The organism is Nonomuraea sp. NPDC050643, from assembly GCF_040654715.1.
Classification (GTDB): Bacteria; Actinomycetota; Actinomycetes; order Streptosporangiales; family Streptosporangiaceae; genus Nonomuraea.
Window position 1 is genome coordinate 53,308 of the sequence record NZ_JBFAIM010000007.1, and the last position, 20,044, is coordinate 73,351.

Here is a 20,044-nt window from a genome sequence, read left to right on the forward strand (position 1 = left end):
ACCAGAATGCGGTTCTGTGGATAACTCGGTCGCGTCGCGTAGGCACACCAGTACGAAGAGTAGGATCGCCGCATGCGGCAACAGGGCCTCGGGCTCATCATCGTCGCGCTTATGCTCGGCATGCTGCTGGCGGCGCTCGACCAGACGATAGTGTCCACGGCCCTGCCGACGATCGTGAGCGACCTCGGCGGGCTGGAGCAGTTGTCGTGGGTCGTGACCGGCTACATGCTGGCCTCGACCGTCTCGACGCCGCTCTGGGGGAAACTGGGCGATCAGTACGGGCGTAAGAAGCTCTTCGTCGCCGCCATCTGCGTATTTCTTGTCGGGTCGGCGCTCTGCGGGCTGAGCCGGAACATGGGGGAGCTCATCGGCTTCCGCGCCGTCCAGGGGCTGGGTGGAGGCGGGCTGATGGTGCTGGCGCAGGCGATCGTGGGGGATGTCGTCTCGGCGCGGGAAAGAGGGAGGTACCAGGGGTTCCTCGGGGCGGTCTTCGCCGTCTCCAGCATCGTCGGGCCGCTGCTGGGCGGGTTGTTCGTCGATCACCTGTCGTGGCACTGGGTGTTCTACGTCAACCTTCCGCTGGGGGCGGTCGCGCTCTTCGTGATCGCGGCCGTGCTGCCGGGGGACGACACGCGTACCAGGCACACGATCGACTACGCGGGCGTTGTGCTGCTGGGCGGGGCCACGTCGTGCCTGGTGCTGGTCACGACGGGGGGCGGGGCGACGTACGCGTGGAGCGATCCCGTCATCCTGGGGCTGGCGGGGGCGGCGGTGGCGCTGCTGGCCGGCTGGGTGCTCGTCGCACGGCGGGCGGCCGAACCGGTGCTGCCGCTCGGGCTGTTCGGGGTCAGGGCGTTCGCGATGTCGTCGGCCGTGGGGTTCGTGGTGGGGTTCGGGATGTTCGGGGCGCTCACGTACCTGCCGCTGTATTTGCAGGTCGTGCACGGGGTGAGTCCGACCGCGTCGGGGATCTATCTGCTGCCGATGATGGCCGGCATGCTGACCATGTCGATCGTGAGCGGGCAGATCATCTCGAAGACCGGGAGATATCGGTTCCTGCCGATCACCGGGACGGCGGTGGCGTCGGTGGGAATGTTCCTGCTGGCGACGATGACCGAGCAGAGCAGTCTGTTCACGATGGGCGTATACCTGCTGGTGCTCGGGGTCGGGCTGGGGATGACCATGCAGGTGCTGGTGATCGTGGTGCAGAACGCGGTCGACTTCAAGGACCTGGGGGTGGCCACGTCGGGGGCCACGTTCTTCCGGTCGATCGGGGGGTCGTTCGGGGTGGCGACGCTGGGGTCGGCGTTCAGTGCCACGTTGAACGATGATCTGCGGGAGGTGCTGCGGGGGGTTCGGCTGCCGCCCGGGTTCGATCCGGCGACGATTCAGGAGGATCCGACCGTCATTCAGCGGTTGCCGCGGGAGCTGGCAGGTGGATTTCTGCATGTGTACGCGGATGCGATCGCGGCCGTTTTCCGGATGGCGGCACCCGTGATGGCGGGGGCGTTCTTGCTCAGTTGGTTCATTCCGCAGGCGCGGCTTCGGGAGACCACCAAGGCCGCGGATCTGGGGGAGGGGATGGGGGCGACGTCGACCGAGCGGTCTTCACTGGCCGAGGTGGAGAGGGGGTTGATGCGGCTGGCCGACGCGGATCTACGGCGGGGATATTACGACCGGCTTGGGACGTTGGCGGGGTTGGTCGGCGTTGCGCCGCAAGGGGTGTGGATCATTGCGAGGTTGGGCGGGGAGGGGTGGGTCAAGGGCGCGGAGCTGGCTGAGCGGGCCCACGTGAGCAGGGAGCACGGGCGGCCTTATGTCGATCAACTGGTGGAGCGTGGGCTGGTGTGGCGGTCCGATGATGGGGACGCGCTGCGGCTCACACCGGAGGGGGAGGAGGCGGCTGTGCGGATGTTGCGGTGTTCGAAGGAAGGGTTGAGGAGGTTGGTGGCTGATTGGGGGGAACATCCGCAGCTTGAACGGCTGGTGGATCGGATCGCGCCGGAGCTTCTTGGGGCGCAGGTCGATCGCCCTCGGTAAGGGGGCTGGGTGGTGAGTTGGCCGTGGCCGGTGTGTTGAGTGGCGCGTGTGCGGGTCCGTTCCGGTCCCCCATCCCGTTGTGGATGGTGACGTGGGTGCACGAAGAGATGGTGGTGTGCCGGGGTGGTCGGCCGCATGAAGGTGGTGGGCCAACATGGCCCGTCGGGCTGCTGGAGGCAGCGGTACGTCGCCCGTCGAAGGCTGGGGCGATCCTGCCGAGGGCGCGTCAGGGGTTCACGCGGCAGTTGAAGGCCTGAGAGCGCGGTAGGCGATCACGCGCTGGTCGCAGGCTGCGTGAAGTGGTGTCAGGCACCGGAAAAGGCTGAGGCCGCCGTGGGCGGCCGTGTCAGCGGTGTGGATCCGGGGGGTGTGGGGTCAGGTCGATGCCGCGGCCGGGGCGGCGGACGAGGTGGACGTCGAGCTCGACGAGCTGGACGAACCCGAGTCCGACGACTTGGTCTCGGCGGGCTTCGACGACGAGTTGCCCGATGAGTTGCCGGACGGCGAGGTCGACGACGACGCGCGGTTGTCGGTCTTGTAGAAGCCCGAGCCCTTGAACACGATGCCGACGGCGGAGAACACCTTCCGCAGGTTGCCCTCGCAGGTCGGGCACACCGTCAACGCATCGTCGGTGAACTTCTGGACGACCTCGAGCTGCTCAGCGCAGTCGTTGCAGGCGTACTGGTAGGTCGGCACGCGCTCCTCCTTCAAGCTTTGGCACTCGAGCGATGCGACTGCTAATGGTAACCGATTGGGTCAAACACCTATTCCAACCCCCGCTCTCCGTACCAGCCGGCCAGCTTACCGCTGCGGCTCACGGCGCGCATGCGGCGTTCGACCTGGTCGCGGCAGGCGGCGGTGGCGACCACGAGGAGCTGGTCGTCCACGCGGACCCTGGTGGTCGCGGAGGGCACGAAGGATTTGCCGTCGCGGACGATGAGCGTCACCGCGGCGCCGGCGGGCAGGCGGAGCTCGAAGATCTCCACGCCGTGCAGGCGCGAACCGGGTGGGACCTTGATCTGGAGCAGGTCGGCCTTGAGCTCCTCGAGTGGCGCCGACTCCACCGAGAGGTCGTGGATCTCGCCGGGGGCGGCCACCCCGAACAGGCGCGCCGCGAACGGCAGCGTCGGGCCCTGGAGCAGGGTGAACACGATGACGATCACGAAGACCTGGTTGAAGATCTCCTTGGAGCCGTCGACGTCGGCCGCCCAGGGAATGGTCGCGAGCACGATGGGAATCGCGCCGCGCAGCCCGGCCCACGACAGGAACGCCTGGTCGCGCCAGCTCACCCGGCCCAGCCGCAGCACACGCGCCACCAGCGAACTCACCACCACGGACAGCGGGCGCGCCACGAGCACCAGCACGGTCCCGGTGATCAGCCCGGGCACGATCGCCGACGGCATCTCCTCGGGGCTGGCCAGCATGCCGAGCATGACGAACAGCCCGATCTGCGCCAGCCAGGCCGCGCCCTCGGCGAATCCCCTGGTCGCGGCCCGGTGCGGCAGGCGTGAGTTACCCAGGATCAACGCCGTCAGGTAGACCGCGAGGAAGCCGGATCCGTGCAGCAGGACCGCGCCGCCGTACGAGACGAAGGTGAGCGCGAGCACGGCGATGGGGTACAGGCCGGAGGCGGGGAGGGCGACGCGGCGCAGCGCGTACGCGCCCGCGGGGCCGATCGCCAGACCGACCGCCGCGCCGATGATCAACTCGACCGTGGTCTCCAGCAGGAACGTTCCCAATGTCGCCGACGAGTGCGACGAGCTGCTGAGCAGCACGACCGCGATCACCGTGGGCGCGTCGTTGAACCCGGACTCCGCCTCCAGCACGCCCGCCAGCCGCGGGGGGAGCGGCAGCCTGCGCAGCACGGAGAAGACGGCCGCGGCGTCCGTGGAGGCGAGCACGGCGCCGAGGATCAGCGCCGTGGTCCGGTCTATGCCGAAAAGTCCCTGTACGGCCAGCGCCAGCACGACGATGCTGACCGCCACGCCCAGTGTCGCCAGGATCAGGGCCATGGGGACGGAACGGCGTACGTGGGACCAGGTCGTGGTGAGGCCGCCCTCGGCCAGGATCACCGCCAGCGCGGTCAGGCCGATCTGCTGGGCGAGCTCCGGGGAGTCAAAAGGGATTCCGAACCCTGATTCCCCCAGAAGCAGGCCGAAGCCCAGGAACACCAGAAGGCTGGGCAGACCGCTGCGATGCGCGATGCGTACGGAGGCGATGGCCGCGATCACGATCACGGCACCAAGAAGGAGCCAGATATCAAGTGTCATCTGGCTCCCCTCTCGTACCTGCGGTCACATAAGACTAGTGAGTCCCGATGGCGTCATGACATACCGGACCTGGCGGTCATGGGGCTCGGCCGGGACGCCGTCGATCAGCTCGCCGTCGTGCAGCAGAGCGACCGTCGGGACGTTCGGGCCGACCCTCGCCAGGGCTCGATCGTACGAACCGCCACCGCGCCCCAGGCGTACGCCCGTCCGCCGGTCGACCGCCAGCGCCGGCACGATCACGAGCGCGGCGGTGCGGACGGCCTCGACGCCCCGGCGGGTGTCCACCGGTTCCATGATCCCGTAGCGGCCCGGAGCGAGGGTGTCGGGCCCGTCGTACACCGCCCAATCCAGGTCATTGTCCTCACGAAGGACAGGGAGGATAACTGTGGCTCCATGTTTCCAGAGAGCGAACACGAGTCCGTGTGTTTCCGGCTCCGACCCCGCTGACCAGTAGCAGGCCACGAGACCGGCCATCTGGACCCACGGCTGTTCGAGCAGCGTTTCGCGGACCTTGATGGCGTTTGCCCGTAGTTGTTCGGGGGAGAGGTCGGTACGCGCCGCGTTCATCTCGCGACGGAGGTTCAGCTTGTCCACAGGTCCCTCCACTAGGGTCTACTCATGGCTGACTTCGACCCTGTGACGAAAGCCGTCGTGCCCGCCGCGGGTCTGGGCACCCGGTTCCTTCCTGCGACCAAGGCGACACCGAAAGAGATGTTGCCCATCGTCGACAAGCCCGCGATCCAGTATGTCGTCGAGGAGGCGGCCTCCGCCGGGCTCCTCGATGTGCTGATGGTCACCGGCAAGAACAAACGGTCTATTGAGGATCATTTCGACCGAGCGTTCGAGCTGGAGGAAGCCCTTGAGGCCAAGGGTGACGAGCAGCGGTTGTCCCAGGTTCGCGAGCCCGCTTCGCTGGCCACGCTCCACTACGTACGTCAGGGTGAGCCGAAGGGCCTCGGCCACGCTGTGCTCTGCGCGAAACAGCACGTCGGTGATCATCCGTTCGCCTGCCTGCTCGGTGACGACCTGATCGACCACCGCGATCACCTGCTGAAGCGGATGATCGAGGTGCGTGAGACCTACGGGGGCAGCGTGATCGCGCTGATGGAGGTCCCCAAGGAGCAGGTCTCCCTGTACGGCGTGGCGACCATCGAGGCTACCTCCGAAGACGACGTCGTCCGCGTGACCGACCTCGTCGAGAAGCCGTCGGCCGCCGAGGCGCCGTCCAACTGGGCGATCATCGGCCGTTATGTGATCGACCCCGCGGTGTTCGAGGTGCTGGAGGAGACGCCGCCGGGGCGGGGCAACGAGATCCAGCTCACCGACGCGCTCCGCACGCTGGCCGGGCGTAGCCCCGACGAGGGCGGGCCGGTGCACGGCGTGCTGTTCCGCGGGCGGCGCTATGACACCGGCGACAAGCTCGACTATTTGCGGACGGTGGTGAAGTTCGCGGCGGATCGGGAGGATCTGGCGCCGGAGTTCGTGCCGTGGCTGCGGGAGTTCCTTGATGAAATCAGTTGACGCGCATCTGGCCGAGATCCTGGCCACTGTACGTCCGCTGGCCCCCATCGAGCTGGAGCTCGAACAGAGCCTAGGGGCGACCCTGGCCGAAGAGGTGTCGTCGCCGGTGCCGCTGCCGCCGTTCGACAACTCGGCCATGGACGGCTACGCGGTGCGGGCCGAGGACATCGCGGACGTTCCGGTCACCTTGCCGGTGATCGACGACGTGGCGGCCGGGTCCGTGGAGCTGCGGGCGGTCGGGCCGGGGCACGCCGTGCGGATCATGACCGGGGCGCCGCTGCCGGCCGGGGCCGACACCGTGGTGCCGGTGGAGTGGACCGACGGGGGGACGGTCTCCGTACGGATCGATCGTCGCGCCGAGGCCGGGAACGCGATCCGCCGGGCCGGGGAGGACGTACACGCCGGTGACGTCGTGCTCGAGCCGGGCACCCTGATCGGCGCCGCGCAACTCGGGATCATCGCCGGAGTGGGGCGGCGGCGCGTCTGGGCGCGGCCGCGGCCCCGGGTCGTGGTCATCTCGACCGGCGCGGAGCTGGTCGAACCGGGCGGGACGCTCGAGCGCGGGCAGATCTGGGATTCCAACAGCTTCACCCTGACGGCCGCCGTACGTGAGGCGGGGGCCGAGGGCTACCGCGCCGGTTCCGTCGGGGACGACCCGAAGGTGCTGCTCGACCGGCTCGACACGCATCTCGTGCGGGCCGACGCGATCATCACCAGCGGCGGGGTCTCGATGGGGGCCTACGAGCCGGTCAAGGAGGCTCTGTCGCCGCTGAGCACGGTCCGGTTCGAGAAGGTGGCGATGCAGCCGGGGATGCCGCAGGGTTTCGGCGTGCTGGGGGAGGATCAAGTGCCGATCTTCACCCTTCCCGGCAATCCGGTGTCGTCCTTCGTGTCGTTCATGCTGTTCGTACGTCCGGCGCTCGCCAAGATGCGCGGCCTGCCCGCCGGCCTGCCCGAGACGGTCACCGCCTATGTCACCGGCCCACTGCGCTCGCCGGCCGGGCGGCGGTCGTTCCTGCGCGGCGTGCTGGAGGGCGACGGCACGGTGACGCCGGTGCGCGGGCAGGGCTCGCACCAGTTCGCCGCCCTGGCCTTGGCGAACGCGCTGATCGTGGTGCCCGAGGACGTGACCGAGGTGGCCGGCGGTTCTTCCGTGGAGGTGATCCGGCTGTGAGTGAGCTGACCCACATCGATGAGACCGGCGCGGCGCGCATGGTGGACGTCTCGGCCAAGGACATCTCCGCCCGTACGGCCACGGCCACCGGACGGGTGCTGCTGTCGGCCGAGGTGGTGGAGCTGCTGCGGTCGGGCGAGGTGCCCAAGGGCGACGCGCTCGGGGTGGCCAGGATCGCCGGGATCATGGGGGCGAAACGCACCCCCGACCTGATCCCGCTCTGCCATCCGATCGCGCTGCACGGGGTCAAGGTCACGCTCGACGTCGAAGACTGGGGCGTGGCGATCACGTGCCGGGTGAAGACGGCCGACCGTACGGGTGTGGAGATGGAGGCGCTGACGGCGGTCTCGGTGGCGGCGCTGGCCCTGATCGACATGGTCAAGGCGGTGGACCCGGCCGCGGTGATCACCGACGTGCGCGTGGAGGAGAAGCTGGGCGGGAAGACCGGCCGGTGGACGCGGGAGCAGGCATGACGCGCGCGCTGGTGATCACGGTGTCGAACCGGGCGTCCGCCGGGATTTATGCTGATAAATCCGGGCCGCTGCTCGCTGAGCTGCTGCGACAGGAGGCCGGGTGCGAGGTCGAGGGGCCCGTGGTGGTGCCCGACGGCGAGCCGGTCGAGAAGGCGCTGCGGGACGGGGTCGAGGGCGGTTACGACGTCATCGTGACCACCGGGGGCACCGGGTTGACGCCGATGGATTTGACGCCCGAGATGACCGCCCGGGTAATTTCCCGGGAAATTCCTGGTATCGCGGAGGCCATCCGGCTGGCGAATCGCGAAAAGGTGCCGACTTCCGTACTGTCCCGGGGATTGGCCGGGCAGGCAGGTAATACCTTGATCATTAATTTGCCCGGATCATCCGGTGGTGTGCGAGACGGCGTGGCCGTACTCGCGCCCATTCTGCGGCACGCCGTTGATCAGATTCGGGGCGGCGATCACCCCCGCTGACCATCGAATCAATGATCCGTGGCGACATCGTGCCCGATGGGGGGATGATGAGAGACGTGGATCGACTTCGTGGCTGGCCGGTGACCCTGAATGAAGGTCCGGTAGGCCTCCGGCCGCTACGGCTGAGCGACGTACGAGTGTGGCGCGAGACCCGGCTGCGAAACGCCGACTGGCTACGCCCCTGGGAGCCCAGCAATCCTGAGACCCCGCTGTTCAGGACGGGGCTAGGGCCCTACATCTCCATGGTCGGCACCCTGCGCCGCGAGGCCAGGCAGGGGCTGGCTCTGCCGTGGGTGGTGACGTACGAGGGGCGGTTCGCGGGGCAGCTCACCGTGGGCGCCATTGTGTGGGGATCCGCCCGTTCCGCCCAGGTCGGCTACTGGATCGACGGGGCGCTGGCCGGCCGCGGGATCACGCCCACCGCGCTCGCCATGGCTGTTGATCATTGTTTTTTCACCACCGGATTGCACCGGCTGGAAGCGAACATCCGTCCCGAGAACCAAGCCAGCCGTAGGGTGGTTGAGAAGTTGGGATTCAGGGAAGAAGGCATTCGGCGTCGCCAACTCCACATCGATGGAGCCTGGCGCGATCACATTTGCTACGCGCTGACCGTCGAGGACGTACCTGGCGGGCTGCTCGTGCAGTGGCGTCGCGCGCGTGAGTCAGCGGCTCACGGGGGTTCTTCTGTCGAAGAGGTTTGACGATCTCGCGACACACCGCACCGAATACTCGTCAATCAGTGACACGCGGTCTTACGGTGCGTGACGTGAGCACATCGAAGACGCGACGAGCACGGCTGCGTCTTCATGCTGCCCGGAGGTGGTCGTGAGCAGCGTCCTCCTCTATCTGGCCATCGTCGTGATGTGGCTTTGCGTCCTCATCCCGATGTGGCTGCGCAAGGACAAGACGAATTTGGCCGAGCTGGCCGAGCTGGAAGAGTATTACACCGGCGAGCACCAGTTGCCCGACCTCGACAACCTGGCGCCTTCGGATGTCACCGACGACTACGACGGGGCTTCGATCGCCGAGATCGAGAAGGTCGACGTCCGCCAGTTCCGCTTCCGCCGCCGCGCCATCATCGTGGCCCGCCGGCGGCGGCTGCTCTTCTTCACCCTGCTGCTGGTGCTGGCCTCGATCGTGACGGCCGCGGTGCAGATGATCCCGTGGTGGGGCGTGGCGCCCTCTGTGGTCATCATGCTGGCGTACATGACGTTTCTGCGCATCGCCGTACAGGTGGACACGGAACGGCGCGAACGGGCCCGTCAGGCGCGCGCTGAGCGGCAGCGGCGGGCACGCGAGCAGCGGCGGGTCGCGGCCGAGGCGGAGGCCGAGATCATCGATCTCGCGGCGATGCACGCGGACGTGCTGTTCGATCAGTACGCCGAACCGCCCAAGCGGGCGGTGGGCGACTGAAACGGTGGCGCGAGGACCCCCCGGAGTTTGCTAACCTAGTCGAGGCCAAGGGGATGTAGCGCAGTCCGGTAGCGCACTTCGTTCGCATCGAAGGGGTCAGGGGTTCGAATCCCCTCATCTCCACCTAGGTCGAAAGGCCGCTTCCAACGCCCTGGAAGCGGCCTTTCGCATTGCTGGGTGACTAGCTCTCCCGTACGTCCTCGTCCACTGGGAAGCAGCTCGACCTTCTCCACGGGCTTCCGGCCAGCCAAGAGATCGGGGCCAGCTACCTTCCGGCCGACATCGCTCGCGGAACGTACCTCGAAAAGCGAGAGGTTCTCCCCTCTGTGTGGAAGACCTCAGTGGCGACCACCACGCCCGCGACCAATCGATCGCCCGCAGTGCCGCTCCGGAGGAGACCGTCACCCTCGGTCTGAGGCAGGGTGCGCAGGTCATGTACGTCATCCACACCGCCCGGGCGGTCTGGAAGTCTCAGGGTCGATCTGGCCCGCAGAATGGGTAACCATCATCGAGGAGTACCTGATCGACCCAGAGGCGAACGTCTCGGACTCGCCTTCCCAGATCTGAGGCAGGCCCATGAGCATTCATCATGCGGACGAGGTTCGTTCCCACTGGTGGCCCCGAGAAGGCTGGCGGCCGGGCCGTCTGGTCTACACCTGGCACCTCACCTTTGAAGGCGCACCACAACTCCATCAACTCGTTGAGCGGTACCAGACAGCCCTGGCCATGGTCGGAAGTCACAACCCGATCCCGGCGCAGTGGCTTCACCTCACGCTGCAGTCTGTGGGGTGAGGTGGAGAACGAGTTGCTCGACCCGCCCGCGGGACACCATGGGCGGCGACTCACACCTTTCTCTCACCGCGAGCGCGTAGAACGATGTCGTGAACGAACAACCTGCCGCAAGAGTGCTGGTCGTCGATGACGAGCCGAACATTCGCGAGCTGCTGTCCGAAGCGCTGGAGCTGAACGGCTTCGCCGTGACGACCGCCGCGGACGGCCGCCAGGCGCTGGAGGCGGTGGCCCGGGATCGGCCCGACATCGTCGTCCTGGACGTGATGATGCCCGGCCTGGACGGGTTCGCGGTCGCGCGCAGGCTGCGCGAAGCCGGTGACAGCCCCATGGTGCTCTTCCTGACCGCCAAGGACGCGGTGCCCGACCGGATCGCGGGGCTGACCGCCGGTGGCGACGACTATGTGACCAAGCCGTTCAGCCTGGAGGAGGTGGTGCTGCGGCTCCGGGCGATCATGCGCAGAATGCGGCCGGTGGAGGAGCAGATCGACGACGGCGTGCTGCGGTACGCGGATCTGGAGCTCGATGAGCAGGCCCACACCGTACGGCGGGCCGGGCGGGCGATCCATCTGTCACCGACCGAGTTCAGCCTGCTGAAATACCTGATGATCAATGCCGAACGGGTGGTCAGCAAGGCGCAGATCCTCGACCGGGTGTGGGACTACGACTTCGACGGCGAGAGCAGGATCGTCGAGTCCTACATCAGCTATCTGCGGCGGAAGATCGACGCCGAGGGCCCGCCGCTGATCCACACGCTGCGTGGTGTCGGGTATCGGCTGCAGGGGCCGTCATGAGGTCGGCCTGGCCCCTGCGACATCGGCTGCTGGCCGCGTTGCTCGGTCTGTGCGCGGCCGGCCTGGCGGCCTTCGCCACGGCGAGCCTGCTGCTCCTCGGTCACTCGCTGCAGACCAAACTGGACGCTCAACTGACCGAGGTGGCCGCCACCTTCGGCCGGCGCCCGGTGCCGCCGCCTCCGCCGCCGGTCGACATGGGCCGGGGCGCCGAGTTGCCGACGCAGTTCAGGATCGCGTTCTACGCTCCCTCCGGGAGCCTGCTGCGCAGCCTGCCCGCCGAGACCCCCGACGGGCCGGCCATCCCCGCCTCGGTGATCTCCGCGGTCCCCCGGGGTCCCGTCGACGTGTCCGCCAGGACGGGGCCGGAGCGGTGGCGCGTGCTGGTGAAGAGCCTGCCCGACGGCGGGCGCATGGCGGTGTCGATGTCGCTGGAGCCCAACCGGGCGACCGTGCACCAGATCCTGGTCATCGAGGTGGCGGTGGGCGGTCTGGTGCTGCTGCTGCTCGGCACCCTCGCTCTCGCCGTGGTACGGCTGGGGCTGCGCCCGCTGACGCGCATGGAGCGTACCGCCGAGGCCATCGCGGGCGGTGACATCGACCGCAGGGTCAGCGACACCGACCCGAACACCGAGACGGGACGGCTCGGCGGGGCGCTCAACGTCATGCTGGAGCGCCTGGCGACCGCGCTCCGCGAGTTCGAGCGCTCCGAGCGGCGGCTGCGCCATTTCGTCGCCGACGCCTCGCACGAACTTCGCACGCCGCTCACCTCCATCCGGGGCTTCGCCGAGCTCTACCACCACGGCCAGGGCCCCAGAGATCCGGTGGCCGAGCGGCTGCTGCGCAGGATCGAGGCCGAGGCCGCACGCATGGGCGTCCTGGTGGAGGACATGCTGCTGCTGGCCCGGATGGACCAGGAGCCCACGCTGGAGCCCAGCGTCGTGGACCTGCACGTGCTGGCCGGGGACGTGGTGCACGCCGCCCGGGCCCGCGACCGCGAGCGGCCGATCCGGTTGATCGTCTCCGATGAGCCGGTGTTCGTGCTCGGCGACGAACACCGCCTGCACCAGGTCATCGCCAACCTGGTCGGCAACGCCATCCAGCACACTCCGCCGGGGACGGAGATACGTGTCGAGGTCGGCTTGCGCGCGGTCGCCGGGGCCCCCGCCTCCGGGGTCGTGCACGCCGGCTCCGGGCCCGTCCCGCACGTCAGGGCCGCGCTGATCGAGGTGGGCGACGAGGGGGAGGGCATCGACCCCGAGCACGTGCCGCACCTGTTCGACCGGTTCTACCGGGCCGACGCGGGCCGCTCGCGCGACAGCGGCGGAACGGGATTGGGCCTGGCCATCGCCGCGGCGCTCGTGCAGGCGCACGGCGGCCGGATCGAGGTGACGAGCACGCCAGGCCGCGGCTCCGCCTTCCGCGTCGTCCTACCGCTGGAGCAGCCTCAGGACGGCTGAGCACATCGGTCGTTCACCTTCGCGTCAGGCACGGTTCACACAGTATTCCCAGCTTCGTGCTGTCAGATGTGTGCTGACGAAAGGAGGGACATGCTGAAAAGGTTCCGCAAACCAGCCGTTTCCGCAGCCGACAGCGGTGATCAGCCGGTTTCCGGCGTGGAGACGGGCGGTGACCAAGGTCACCGGCTGCGGGCACCGAGCAAGCTGCACGCCTTCAACCGGTACGAGATCAAGTATCTCGTGGACGCGTCGGAGGCGGCCGCGCTCAGGGACGAGATCGAGCAGCGGCTGGATCGCGACCGTCACAGCGGCGACACGGGCTACGGCATCTGGAGCGTCTACTACGACACCCGGCAACTCCGCTTCTACTGGGAGAAGATCGAGGGCCTGAAGTTCCGCAGGAAACTGCGGATCCGCCACTACGGCGACCGGTTCGGCGTGGCGGACGGCACGCCGGTCTTCATCGAGATCAAGCAGCGGGTCAACCGGGTCACGCAGAAGCGCCGGGTCTGCCTGCCGTACCGGGACGCGCTGCGGCTGTGCGACGGACGGCGGATGGTCGAGCACGATCCTTCTCAGCGGGCCTTCCTGCAAGAGGTGCTCGACCTGGTGCTCCGCCTGGACCTGCGGGCCGTCGCGATGACCGGCTACCAGCGGCACGCGTACCTGGGCCGCGACGCCGACGTGGGGCTGCGCGTCACCTTCGACCAGCGCATCCGCGGCCGTGACCGGGACTTCCACCTCGGCGCCGACTCCGAGAACCGGCTGATCGTGCCCGCCCGCAAGTCGATCGTGGAGGTCAAGGCCAACGAGCGGGTGCCGTACTGGCTGACCGACCTGACCGCGAAGCGGAACATGCAGGTGGTGCGGGTCTCCAAGTACTGCCAGAGCGTGGAGGCCCACGGGCTGGCCCCGCGCTCGATCTTCCACGTTCCCGACCACGACCTCGACCTCGGCCGCGACCGGCCGACCGTTCTCTCGGAGGCCTGACCCCCCATGGACTTCTCCTTCCAGGACCTGTCCGGCACGTTCAGCGTGGCCGACATCGCGATCGCGATGTCCCTGTCGTTCGTGCTCAGCGCCATGATCGGCTGGGTGTACCGGGCGACGCACCGCAACGTCTCCTACAGCCAGTCGTACGTGCAGACGCTGGTCATCCTGGGCATGCTGATCTCACTGATCATGCTGGTCGTCGGCTCGAACATCGCCCGCGCCTTCGCCCTGGTCGGCGCCCTGTCGGTGGTCCGGTTCCGCAACGCGATCAAGGAAACCCGCGACGTCGGGTTCATCTTCCTGGTGATGGGCGTCGGCATGGCCGTCGGCACCCGCTTCTACCTGCTGGGCGTCGTCGCCGCCGTGGCGATCTCGCTGATCATCATGGTCATGCACCGGTTCAACTGGTTCCAGCTCAACGTGCGCCGCCAGGTCGTCAAGGTGCAGGTCCCCTCTGACGACGACTACACGCACACGATCCAGGACGTGCTCATCCGGCACACCGACGAGTTCGAGCTGGTCAGCATGGAGTCGATCAGGGCGGGCGCGCTCACCGAGCTGATGTACACCGTGAAGATCAAGAAGGGCAGCGAGCCCGCCGACCTCATCGCCGGGCTGCGCGAGCGCAACCACGGCCAGTCGGTCACCGTCCTGACCGGGTACGACCAGACCGATCTGTAGGCCCGGCACATGGCACAGTCCAAGCAGCTCAGGCATCGCATCCCGGTCGAACTCCGGCACAACTGGAAGCTGGTCGCGCTGTGCGTGGCGTTCCTGGCGGCGTGCTGGGGCGTGTTCGGCAGCGGGACGATCCGCCCGTACGTCACCACGGCCCAGGCCGCCGAGGCCGACACCGTCACCACGAACCTGACCGGCGCCAGGGACCTGTTCGACGCCTCCGTGGCGCACGAGGTGAAGCTCACCTTCACCGACCAGGCGTACGAGGACATGCTGACCGAGTACTTCAAGGAGGGCGAGAAGAAGTACGTCGAAGCCGACCTGACCATCGACGGCACCCGGATCCCCAGTGTGGGAGTCCGGCTCAAGGGCAACTCCACTCTGGGAGGGCTGACCTGGAAAGGGCAGTCCAAGCGCAGGGTGATGCCCGGTGGCGGGCAGCGGCCCGAAGGGATGCCCGAGGGTTTCCAGCCACCTGCAGGCTTCCGGCCGCCTGAGGGCTTTCAACCGCCCGGCAACGGGCAGCCGCAGGGTAACGGGGGGCCGCCTGGAGGGGGCATGTTCGGTTCGAGCCTGAAGGCCGAGGAGCCGGAGAACCTGCCGTGGCTGATCAGCTTCGACGAGTTCGTGGAGGGCCGCCGCTACCAGGGCCACAGCCAGGTGGCCGTACGGCCGGCCGCGATGGGCTCGACGACGATGCTGAACGAGGCACTGGGCATCTCGATGGTCGGCGCGGCCGGTGAGCCGACCCAGCGCTCCACCTACAGCTCCTTCACCGTCAACGGCCGCTCCTCGACGCCGCGTCTGGTGGTGGAGTACCTGGACGTGGGCTACGCGGAAGGTCTCGGCGACGGCGTGCTGTACAAGTCGCTGGCCAGCGGCTCCTTCACGTACAAGGGGGAGGACCAGACCGAGTACACCACCGACTTCAAGCAGATCAACAAGGTCGGCGGCAAGGACCTGCAGCCGGTCATCGATCTGGTCAAATGGGTGAACGACGCCTCCGACGCCGAGTTCGCCGAGGGCCTGGCCGACCGGTTGGACGTGGAGTCGTTCGCCCGCTACCTGGTCCTGCAGAACATCATGGTCAACTTCGACGACATGGCCGGGCCTGGCCGCAACTACTACCTGTGGTATGACGCGGGCACCAAGAAGTTCAAGGTCATCACGTGGGACCTCAACCTCGCCTTCAACGGCGACGCCACGAGTGGCGTGAACGACACGATCGGGATGGGCGGCTTCGGCCGTGGCCGCCCTCAGCCGAATCAGCAGCAAGACCGGCAGCAGGAGCGGCCAGGGGGCGGTGGGATGATGCGCATGGGTCATCCCCTGAAGGAGAAGTTCCTCAAGAACGCCACCTTCAAGAAGCTCTACGAAGAGCAGTATCGCGCCCTGCACACCAAGCTGCTGAGCAGCGGCACCGCCTCCGGCCTGCTCGACGACCTCGTCGCCGCCTACAAGCGGAACGAGAAGGCCGACACCGCCAAGGTCGACGCCGAGGCGCGGACCCTGCGTACGTTCCTGCAGACCCGGGCCAAGACGCTGAGCTCCGACAAGGCGATCGGCGGCTCCTGACGTGTTCGCGATGATGGGTCCGCCGGGGCCGGCCCCGAAGGACCCATCAGTTGCGCGGGAGCGGCACCTGCCCGAGGCTGCCAAGGGCCGGCAGCACCGTGGCGATCCGCTGTCCAGCGGCTCCCGGCCTTTGGTCGGGGGCGGCTGCTAGGTTGCGGTGGCATGGCGACATCCTCCCGGCAGAAGCCGCCGATCCTTCATGTGATCGACGAAGAGTTCGTTCCGCCCGATCGTGGTGACGAGCAGGGAGGGCCTGAGTCCGCGGTGCCCGCCGGCGATCCGGACGAGGCGGTGCGGCTCTTCCACCACTACCGGCGGTTGATGGCGCAGATCCTCGGCTACGAGGAGGAGCTCCCCGGGCCCGCGAGCGAGGAGGATCTCGCCGAGGCGGAGGAGAAACTCGGTGTCCCGCTGCCTCCGGACCTCCGCGCGCTGTACGCCATCGCCGACGGTGATGGCGACCTGATCAACCCGCTGTTCGACCGCCAGGAGTGGCTCCCTCTCGCCGAGATCGACGACCTGGACGACGAGTGGCTCGAGATCGCGCGGGAATGGCAGTACGAGCCCTGGCGCCAGACGGTGTTCGACGCCTGGCCACCGAATGCCGTCCGGAGGTCGCCGCTGCGTCCGGGCTGGATCCGGTTCGCGTGCGACACCGGGGGCAACTGGCTCGCCGTGGACATGGATCCCGGGCCGGACGGTCGTCCCGGGCAGGTCATCTCGGTCGGGGTCGACTGCACGTACGGGCCGGCGTACATCGCCGACTCGGTGACCACGTTCCTGCGCCGCCTGGTGGAGGCGCTGGAACGCGGTGACCATCGCTGTCACGACGAGAGCCTGTGGATCGACGCGGACCTGCCGGAGCGGCCCGGCGAGCACGCCACGTACATCGGCGGCCCGCCCTCCCGCGAGCAGGCCGTGCAGGCCGGTCCACGTGTGCAGGAGGTCCGGGTGACCGACGTGGAGGATTGCGCGTTCCTCGCCGCGGTGCCCGACGTGCGTTCGCTGGCGCTGTCGAGCAAGGGTTCCCCCGACCTGACCCCACTCGGTGGCCTTCCGGTGGAATATCTGGAGCTCGATGGGGAGTCGCTCGATCTGACGGCGCCGGCCCGTAACCGGGAGTTGCGGTCACTGTCGGTCACCTGCGCGCGGCCCGTCGAGCTGGCTCCGCTCCGTTCGGCGCCGCACCTGTGGGCGCTGGACATCGCGGCGGCAACCGTCGCCGACATCGCCACGGTGACCGAGCTGAAGGGACTGCGGTACCTGGAGGTGACCCAGGACCAATGGCGGGAGCTGTCGCAACTCGACGACCTGCCGCCGCTGGCCGTCATCGGCATCCACCCCCACCGCCCCGAACGCGACTGGCCGCTCTCGACGGCCTGGGTCACCGTCGACGAGCCTCCTTCGCCGGCAGTCTGAACGCTTGAGTCTCAGGTCCCGCGTTCGTCGTCGTGACGAGTTCGCCGCCGGAGTCGGTGCGGCTCGCCGACCTCGACTGGACGTTCGTCACCACCGGCCTGTCCGACGCCGTCACCGCCGCGCGCCTGCGGGCCGAGGCGGCATCGTCGGACAGCCCCACCCGCCGACCACGACACCGCCGTGCACCGGATCTCCACATTGATCACTCGCTGGACGCATATCGGCCTGCTTTGATGGCGGTGTGCTCGATCAGAGAAGGAACTCGACGAGCGCCGGCGACATCCGCTGGGCCTTCGGCTGCGGCTTCCCCGTGATCATCGCGCTCGCGTTCGCGACCGTCGGCACCTTGCTCGAGGTCCACCTGGTAGCCCGTGCGCACCTCTACTGCGCCGGTGACCTGAGCTCGGGCGAGAACTTCGCCGGATCCTTCTGGGTGGTGAGCCGCTTCGTCTTCTTCCCGGCCGTCTCGGTGGTGTCGGCGCTCACGTCGCTGCCCTTCCAGCTAATCGCCCGGCTGCCACGCGTGGCCGGCCGCGTGTGGCTGGAGCTCCTCCTCCTGGTGCTCACCATCGCCGTCTCGGCCGCCGGGCCGGTCGCCCTGACCCTGTACGACCTGGCCACCCAAGGCACGCCAGGCGACTGTGTGCTGCCCTGGCTGCCCTCCTAGAACGACGACCGGCTCCTCACCCCCGTTGGTGGTGCGTGAGCAGGCGGGTGAGCAGGCGGGTCAAGGTCTGCCTGTCCTCGGCCGGAAGCGGGCCGAGCAGGTCGTCCTGCACCTTGTCGAGCGCTCGATCCATGCGCCGCAGTTGCTGATCGCCCGCCTTGGTGAGGCTCACCATGTTGCGCCTTCGGTCGCCCGGGTCGGGCGTCCGCTCGACGAACCCCTGCGCGGCCAGTTCGTTGATCGCCGCCACGACGTCGCTGCGGTCCATGCTGCAGCGGCGACCGATCTCGGCCTGACTGGCCACCCCGAACTCGTCCAGCGCGGCCAGGATGCGGTAGTGGTAGCCGCGCGCGCCCACCTCGCCGAAGCTGTCGGACGCCAGCCGGTGGGCGTGCACCGCCACCTGCGTGAGCAGCCAGCTCGGCCGCGCGGTCAGGCGCGCTGGGGTCTCTTCCACGACAGCCACCCTACATTGTTGGCGTCCCCAATGAATATGTGTATGGTTGGCGCTACCAATGTTGGCGTCACCAACGAAAGAGGACGACATGTCCACGGACACCCTGATCGCCGACCGCATCGAGATCGCCGACCTGTTCACCCGCCTCGGCCGCCTGCTCGACGAGGGGCGTTACGAGGATGCCGGCACCGTCTACACCGAGGACGTGGTGGTGCACTCGCCGAGAGGCGGCCGGCTCGACGGCCTCGACAAGGTCGTCGCCTTCATGCGGCAGGCTCACGTCGAGGGGGAGCACGCCCAGCACATGACCAACGACCTGCTGGTCAACGTCAACGGCGACGAGGCGGCCACGTCGGCGAACTCGCTCGTGTACTTCTACCGCGACGGCCGGCCACCCCACCAGACGAGCGGCCTGCGACTGGCCTCCACCGCGGTACGGACACCGGCGGGCTGGCGATTCCGCGAGGCACGGATCATGCTCGCCTGGACACGCCAGGATTGATGGCCATTCGAGCCCGGTGCCGGCCGGGACGGGGACGCCGGGCGGCGGCTGTGAGGTCCGCGACGGCTCAGTACGGGTTGCGGGCTCCGTGGTTGAGGACGGCGTCGAACATCGCGGCCGGGAGTTTCAGCCCGGATTGGCTGCGGGCGATCTTTCCCGCGCTCGGCACCTTTCCGGGCTCCGGCCAACTGCTCGTGTCCCACAGCGACGAGCGGACGAAGGCGCGGCTGCAGTGCAGGAACAGTTCCTCGACGCTTACCTCCACCGCCAGTTGGGGGGTTACGCCCTGCATGATCATGCGCTCCAGGTAAGGGGCTTCGGCGACTATCCGGGCGCGGCCGTTGACGCGTACGGTGTCTCCCGAGCCGGGCACGAGGAACAACATGCCGACGTGCGGGCGCTGGAGGATGTTCTCGAGGCTGTCCAGGCGGCGGTTGCCTTTCCGGTCGGCGAAGGCCAGGGTGCGGTCGTCGAGCACCAGGACGCCTCCCGCTGGGTCGCCGCGAGGTGAGACGTCGCAGGTTCCGTCTTCTGCCGACGTCGCCAGCAGGAAGAACGGGCTGAGTTCGATGAAGCGGCGCGACTCGGCGTCGATGTGGTCGATGCCCTTGTCCGCGATGACGCGCAGTGGTGGTTTGACGTATTCGCGCAGTTCCGCCACCGTGCCGATGGTCTTCGTCATGCTCTGTCTCCTATCGGTCGGCCTGGGCCGCCGCGAGCCGCAGGCGTACGCCGTCGATGAAGAGCTCCAGGCCGTACGCGAAGCGCTCCTCGGGGTCGGCCCTGATCACGCCGTCCATCACGCGGTGCAGTTCGGTGTCGGCCAGGTCCGTTCCGCGCTGCTCCCAGTCGCCGGCGGCGCGCTGGGCCTGCTCCTCGATCGTGTGGCCGAGGACGTAGTACATGGCCGCGAAGATCACCCAGCCGGCCCGGTCGAGTGGGAAGCCCGCGTCGGTGAGGATTCGTGCGGCTTGGTGACCGCCGCGTACGGTGTTCGGCTCCACCACGTACGTGCCGGCGACCACGCGGGCGCCGTCACGGTGGGCGAGCAGGGCGCGGCGCAGGCGGTGGGCGATCTCCGTGAGTTGCGTGTCCCAGGGGCCGGGGGTGAGCGGGGTCTCGGTGACCTCGCCGACGATCCGGTCGGCCATGGCGCCGAGCAGCGCTTCCTTGTTCTTGAAGTGCCAGTAGATGCCGCCGGCCTGCACTCCGAGCCGCGCGCCCAGCTTGCGCATGGTCAGCCCGTCGAGGCCGTCGGTGTCGAGGAGGGACAGGGCCCCGGTCACCACGTCCGCACGCTTCAACTGCATACCTGGAGTGTCGCACCGAACTTGAACATCGTTCAA

General features: G+C 68.3%; 21 protein-coding genes and 1 tRNA gene. 16 read left to right on the forward strand and 6 right to left on the reverse strand.

Annotated features, from left to right (window positions below; genetic code table 11):
• Positions 1–72: 72 nt before the first annotated feature.
• Positions 73–2,040, forward strand: a complete 1,968-nt coding sequence (locus AB0I15_RS11020; protein WP_358092995.1) for an MFS transporter — start codon at positions 73–75, stop codon at positions 2,038–2,040.
• 375 nt (positions 2,041–2,415) lie between these two features.
• On the opposite strand, the gene AB0I15_RS11025 is transcribed toward AB0I15_RS11020, so the two are convergent.
• The 3 genes from AB0I15_RS11025 to AB0I15_RS11035 all read right to left on the reverse strand — a co-directional run bounded on the left by AB0I15_RS11025 (position 2,416) and on the right by AB0I15_RS11035 (position 4,904).
• Positions 2,416–2,736, reverse strand: coding sequence for an FmdB family zinc ribbon protein (locus AB0I15_RS11025; protein WP_358092998.1), 321 nt, complete (start codon positions 2,734–2,736; stop codon positions 2,416–2,418).
• 68 nt (positions 2,737–2,804) lie between these two features.
• On the reverse strand, positions 2,805–4,310 hold the full coding sequence (locus AB0I15_RS11030; protein WP_358093000.1) for a potassium/proton antiporter: 1,506 nt from the start codon (positions 4,308–4,310) through the stop codon (positions 2,805–2,807).
• A 24-nt stretch (positions 4,311–4,334) separates the two neighbouring features.
• The gene (locus AB0I15_RS11035; RefSeq protein WP_358093002.1) at positions 4,335–4,904 is read right to left on the reverse strand and encodes a 5-formyltetrahydrofolate cyclo-ligase; all 570 of its coding nucleotides are present in this window, start codon (positions 4,902–4,904) and stop codon (positions 4,335–4,337) included.
• A gap of 24 nt (positions 4,905–4,928) precedes the next feature.
• On the opposite strand from AB0I15_RS11035, the gene galU reads away from it, so the two are divergent.
• The 14 genes from galU (at position 4,929) to AB0I15_RS11105 (ending at position 17,739) form a co-directional block, all read left to right on the forward strand.
• Positions 4,929–5,831 carry a UTP--glucose-1-phosphate uridylyltransferase GalU gene (gene galU, locus AB0I15_RS11040; protein WP_358093005.1) on the forward strand — a complete coding sequence of 301 codons (903 nt, stop codon included), beginning with the start codon at positions 4,929–4,931 and terminating at the stop codon, positions 5,829–5,831.
• Complete coding sequence (glp, locus tag AB0I15_RS11045) at positions 5,818–7,005, forward strand: gephyrin-like molybdotransferase Glp (protein ID WP_358093008.1); 1,188 nt, start codon at positions 5,818–5,820, stop codon at positions 7,003–7,005. Before galU ends, glp begins: the two co-directional genes overlap by 14 nt.
• Entirely contained in the window at positions 7,002–7,478 is a 477-nt protein-coding gene (moaC, locus tag AB0I15_RS11050) for a cyclic pyranopterin monophosphate synthase MoaC (protein ID WP_358093011.1), read from the forward strand. The genes glp and moaC overlap by 4 nt, the downstream gene beginning before the upstream one ends.
• Entirely contained in the window at positions 7,475–7,954 is a 480-nt protein-coding gene (locus AB0I15_RS11055; RefSeq protein ID WP_358093014.1) for a MogA/MoaB family molybdenum cofactor biosynthesis protein, read from the forward strand. The genes moaC and AB0I15_RS11055 overlap by 4 nt, the downstream gene beginning before the upstream one ends.
• Before the next feature lie 47 nt (positions 7,955–8,001).
• Positions 8,002–8,655, forward strand: coding sequence for a GNAT family protein (locus tag AB0I15_RS11060; protein WP_358093648.1), 654 nt, complete (start codon positions 8,002–8,004; stop codon positions 8,653–8,655).
• Positions 8,656–8,779: 124 nt separating this feature from the next.
• Positions 8,780–9,367, forward strand: a complete 588-nt coding sequence (locus AB0I15_RS11065; RefSeq protein WP_358093017.1) for a hypothetical protein — start codon at positions 8,780–8,782, stop codon at positions 9,365–9,367.
• A gap of 49 nt (positions 9,368–9,416) precedes the next feature.
• Positions 9,417–9,490 (forward strand) — tRNA-Ala (locus tag AB0I15_RS11070).
• Positions 9,491–10,248: 758 nt separating this feature from the next.
• A complete protein-coding gene (locus AB0I15_RS11075; RefSeq protein WP_358093019.1) occupies positions 10,249–10,950 on the forward strand; it encodes a response regulator transcription factor in 702 nt (233 codons plus the stop codon).
• On the forward strand, positions 10,947–12,407 hold the full coding sequence (locus AB0I15_RS11080) for an ATP-binding protein (RefSeq protein WP_358093022.1): 1,461 nt from the start codon (positions 10,947–10,949) through the stop codon (positions 12,405–12,407). Before AB0I15_RS11075 ends, AB0I15_RS11080 begins: the two co-directional genes overlap by 4 nt.
• Before the next feature lie 90 nt (positions 12,408–12,497).
• Positions 12,498–13,397, forward strand: a complete 900-nt coding sequence (locus tag AB0I15_RS11085; RefSeq protein WP_358093025.1) for a polyphosphate polymerase domain-containing protein — start codon at positions 12,498–12,500, stop codon at positions 13,395–13,397.
• Between the two features lie 6 nt (positions 13,398–13,403).
• Positions 13,404–14,081, forward strand: a complete 678-nt coding sequence (locus AB0I15_RS11090; RefSeq protein ID WP_358093028.1) for a DUF4956 domain-containing protein — start codon at positions 13,404–13,406, stop codon at positions 14,079–14,081.
• A gap of 9 nt (positions 14,082–14,090) precedes the next feature.
• Positions 14,091–15,653, forward strand: a complete 1,563-nt coding sequence (locus tag AB0I15_RS11095) for a CotH kinase family protein (RefSeq protein ID WP_358093031.1) — start codon at positions 14,091–14,093, stop codon at positions 15,651–15,653.
• Positions 15,654–15,815: 162 nt separating this feature from the next.
• Positions 15,816–17,072: an SMI1/KNR4 family protein gene (locus AB0I15_RS11100; protein ID WP_358093033.1), complete on the forward strand. Its 1,257-nt coding sequence runs from the start codon at positions 15,816–15,818 to the stop codon at positions 17,070–17,072.
• Positions 17,073–17,313: 241 nt separating this feature from the next.
• Positions 17,314–17,739, forward strand: coding sequence for a hypothetical protein (locus AB0I15_RS11105; RefSeq protein ID WP_358093036.1), 426 nt, complete (start codon positions 17,314–17,316; stop codon positions 17,737–17,739).
• 16 nt (positions 17,740–17,755) lie between these two features.
• Here AB0I15_RS11105 and AB0I15_RS11110 read toward each other — a convergent pair whose 3' ends face one another.
• Positions 17,756–18,196, reverse strand: a complete 441-nt coding sequence (locus AB0I15_RS11110) for a MarR family transcriptional regulator (RefSeq protein ID WP_358093038.1) — start codon at positions 18,194–18,196, stop codon at positions 17,756–17,758.
• Positions 18,197–18,284: 88 nt separating this feature from the next.
• On the opposite strand from AB0I15_RS11110, the gene AB0I15_RS11115 reads away from it, so the two are divergent.
• Positions 18,285–18,698, forward strand: coding sequence for a nuclear transport factor 2 family protein (locus tag AB0I15_RS11115; RefSeq protein ID WP_358093041.1), 414 nt, complete (start codon positions 18,285–18,287; stop codon positions 18,696–18,698).
• A 67-nt stretch (positions 18,699–18,765) separates the two neighbouring features.
• Here the strand turns inward: AB0I15_RS11115 and AB0I15_RS11120 are convergent, their stop codons facing one another.
• Positions 18,766–19,380 carry an MSMEG_1061 family FMN-dependent PPOX-type flavoprotein gene (locus tag AB0I15_RS11120; protein ID WP_358093043.1) on the reverse strand — a complete coding sequence of 205 codons (615 nt, stop codon included), beginning with the start codon at positions 19,378–19,380 and terminating at the stop codon, positions 18,766–18,768.
• Positions 19,381–19,390: 10 nt separating this feature from the next.
• Positions 19,391–20,008 (reverse strand): TetR/AcrR family transcriptional regulator C-terminal domain-containing protein, encoded by a 618-nt coding sequence (locus tag AB0I15_RS11125; protein ID WP_358093046.1) that lies wholly within the window; start codon positions 20,006–20,008, stop codon positions 19,391–19,393.
• Positions 20,009–20,044: the final 36 nt, after the last annotated feature.